The organism is Streptomyces sp. NPDC003038, assembly GCF_040611115.1.
Lineage (GTDB): Bacteria > Actinomycetota > Actinomycetes > Streptomycetales > Streptomycetaceae > Streptomyces.
Genome location: NZ_JBEXNN010000096.1, coordinates 1 through 2,811 on the forward strand (window position 1 = coordinate 1; position 2,811 = coordinate 2,811).

Here is a 2,811-nt window from a genome sequence, read left to right on the forward strand (position 1 = left end):
TTCTTGATCTCGGTGAGGATGTGCATCCAGTGCTTGGCGCCCTCGCCGCCGTCGCCGGCCCACAGGCCCAGGATGTCCCGCCGGCCCTCCGCAGTGACGGCCAGAGCCACGTAGATGGGCCGGTTCGCCACCGCGCCGTCGCGGATACAGTCCCCTTCTTGGAGACGCACCGCGCCCTTGAGGTTCCCCCGGGATGCGGGAAGTGGTGACAGGCGGGCGAATGAGGTCCTGCGGACGGCGTCGGCTTTTTTCTCGGCCCAGCTCGACCCGACCCGGCCCAGTTGACAGGACTCCTCGACGAGCACCCGCACCTGGGGGTCGAGCCCGTACTCCGGGAACTTTCCATCCCTCCTCCACCTACTACCGGTGGCGCCAGGCCGAGAAGGAGCCGTGCGAGCGGCGCCGCCGGGACGTCGAGCTGACGGACCGGATCCGTGAGGTCCACGACGAGTCCGGCGGGATCTACGGCTCACCGCGCGTGCACGCCGTCCTGGAGCGCGAGGGTACCCGCGTCGGCCGCAAGCGCGTCGAACGGCTCATGCGCCAGGCCGGCCTCGCCGGGATCAGCCCCCGCAAGGCCAAGGGCTTCACTCGACGTGACCCGGATGCCGATCTCGCACCCGACCTGGTGCGACGCGACTTCACCGCGACCGGGCCGAACTGGCTGTGGGTCACCGACCTGACCATGATCCCCACCCAGGAGGGACCGCTGTGGCTCTCCGCGATCCGCGACGCTTTCTCCCGCCGGGTCGTCGCCTGGGAAACTTCCGCCCGCGCCGACGCCGACCTCGTCCTGACCACGCTCGAGTACGCCCTCGCCTCCCGCGAGCCCATCGCCGGCGAGCTCATTCACCATGCGGACCACGGCTGCCAATACACGTCCCTGAAACTCACGACACGCCTGGTCAGAGCAGGTATCCAGGCGTCGATGGGCTCGGTCGGCGACTCGTACGACAATGCTCTCGCCGAGAATTTGTGGATGCTGGTCAAGACTGAGTGCGTCCGCGGCCGCGTCTTCGCCACACGTGCCGAGGCGAACCTCGCACTCTTCAACTACATCGACGGCTTCTACAACCCCCGCCGCATCCAGGAACGACTCGGCTACCTCAGCCCCATATGCAGGCACGTGTGAGGCGATTGAGTTTCGGCGCCCTAGGGCGGGTGGTCCGCTCCAGAGTTTTTGGAATCATCAGCGGCTAACAAGGAGTTGACAGCACATGAAGATTATCGAGCTACTTCGGAGTGCGGGAAGCCATCTCGGCATCACACGTAGCTCGCGGCATCGAGTACGAGGAGAAGCACTACGCCAACCAGGCAACGGCCGAACAAGTGAACCTGAAACCACGTCACCCCGCCCTGACCAGCTAGGCAACCACCCCACCCAGCGGGGGAACCTCACCCTTTGTGCCTACGGACCACAGTCCCCTGCAGCCAGGTATCCTTGGCCGCCGGCGCAAACTTGTGGATTGATGACCCCTTCCGTCCGCATGCCGTCAGGGGTCGGCCAGTCGGCCAGGTGCGAGCAGAGGTCCAACCGGGGCAAGTCCGCGAAGGCCACTCTGACCGCTGAGGCCACTTTCCTGCCGCATCCATGGCGCGGGTACACACGGCTTGGGCGCTGGCGCCGACGTGCCCGTGACGATCCTTTTATCCCCATATGGGAGTGGTTGATGCGTGCTACGTCTGTGCCACATGTTCGGCGCCTCACGGTGGTGCTAGTTGCCTTTTGCTTGCTGGCTTGGGTCGGCTATTCGGCAATGTTTGCCGCAGCAAAGCGGGGTGGAGTAGTGACGCATCCAAGGCAGTGGACTGCGCGAGTGCTGGATACATTGCCGCACGATTCGCAGGCCTTCACCCAGGGGCTGGAGATGTCATCCGGCCGACTGTACGAAAGTACGGGGATGCCTGGTCGCTCCACCGCACACTACGGTCCGCCTGGCAGACCGTATGCGGTGTCGGTGGCTCTAGGGCCGAAACTGTTCGGGGAGGGTCTGACCGTTCTGGGCGGGGAGGTGTGGCAGCTGACCTGGAGGGACGGCGTGGTGATCGTGAGAGATGCGGAGACACTGGCCGAACGGCGGCGAGTGTCGTACGACGGTGAGGGGTGGGGGCTGTGTCATCAGGCACAGGAGCGGCGTTTCGTTATGAGTGATGGGACCGCTCGGCTGGTCTTCCGTGACTCCGTGACCTTCGTAGCCCTCGGCTCAGTCACGGTTACCGATGTGGGCAGGCCGGTAGCCCTGCTTAACGAGTTGGAGTGCACCGGCCGGACGGTCCTTGCTAACGTGCTGGGCAGTGACACCATCGTCGGTGTGGACACACGCACCGGGAAGGTAATCGACAGGATCGACGCTTCCGCAGTTTTGCCGGTCCGGCCGATCGAGAACGTTCTGAACGGCATTGCTGCGATCCCAGGTACCGACGAGTACTGGATTACCGGCAAGAACTGGCCGTACCTATACCGAGTGACCTTCGCCTCAGCGTCGTCCCGGTCCGCTGATAGGACGTTTGGCCTGAGTGAGAGGTAAGTTCAGGGTGACGCCAGGCTGCGGAGGTTCTCCGGTGATCGGCTCGCACCGTATGGGGATCACTGAGCTTGTTCAACTTGAGCTTCAAGGAAGCGCTTGAGGCACCTGTGACCTGCGTATATACGGGAGTCGTGTCACCCGATCGGTGGCCACACTGAACAAGCTCACTGAGCTTGTTCAGCGGTGGATCTCCAGGGTGAGGATGGCTTTGGTGATTGACGTGAGTCTGGTGGGGTGGCAGCGGGCTTTTCGGAGGATGCGCCAGGTCTTGATCTCGGCGATG

Annotated in this window: 2 protein-coding genes and 1 pseudogene; 2 read left to right on the forward strand and 1 reads right to left on the reverse strand. The window is 64.1% G+C overall.

Features of this window, described 5'->3' with window-relative positions:
• Positions 1-146 (reverse strand): annotated as a pseudogene (locus ABZX75_RS34150) (transposase); the annotation flags it as partial.
• 74 nt (positions 147-220) lie between these two features.
• On the opposite strand from ABZX75_RS34150, the gene ABZX75_RS34155 reads away from it, so the two are divergent.
• Both ABZX75_RS34155 and ABZX75_RS34160 read left to right on the forward strand, forming a co-directional pair.
• Complete coding sequence (locus ABZX75_RS34155) at positions 221-1,132, forward strand: IS3 family transposase (protein ID WP_355418087.1); 912 nt, start codon at positions 221-223, stop codon at positions 1,130-1,132.
• A gap of 625 nt (positions 1,133-1,757) precedes the next feature.
• Positions 1,758-2,528 carry a glutaminyl-peptide cyclotransferase gene (locus ABZX75_RS34160; RefSeq protein ID WP_355418090.1) on the forward strand — a complete coding sequence of 257 codons (771 nt, stop codon included), beginning with the start codon at positions 1,758-1,760 and terminating at the stop codon, positions 2,526-2,528.
• Positions 2,529-2,811: the final 283 nt, after the last annotated feature.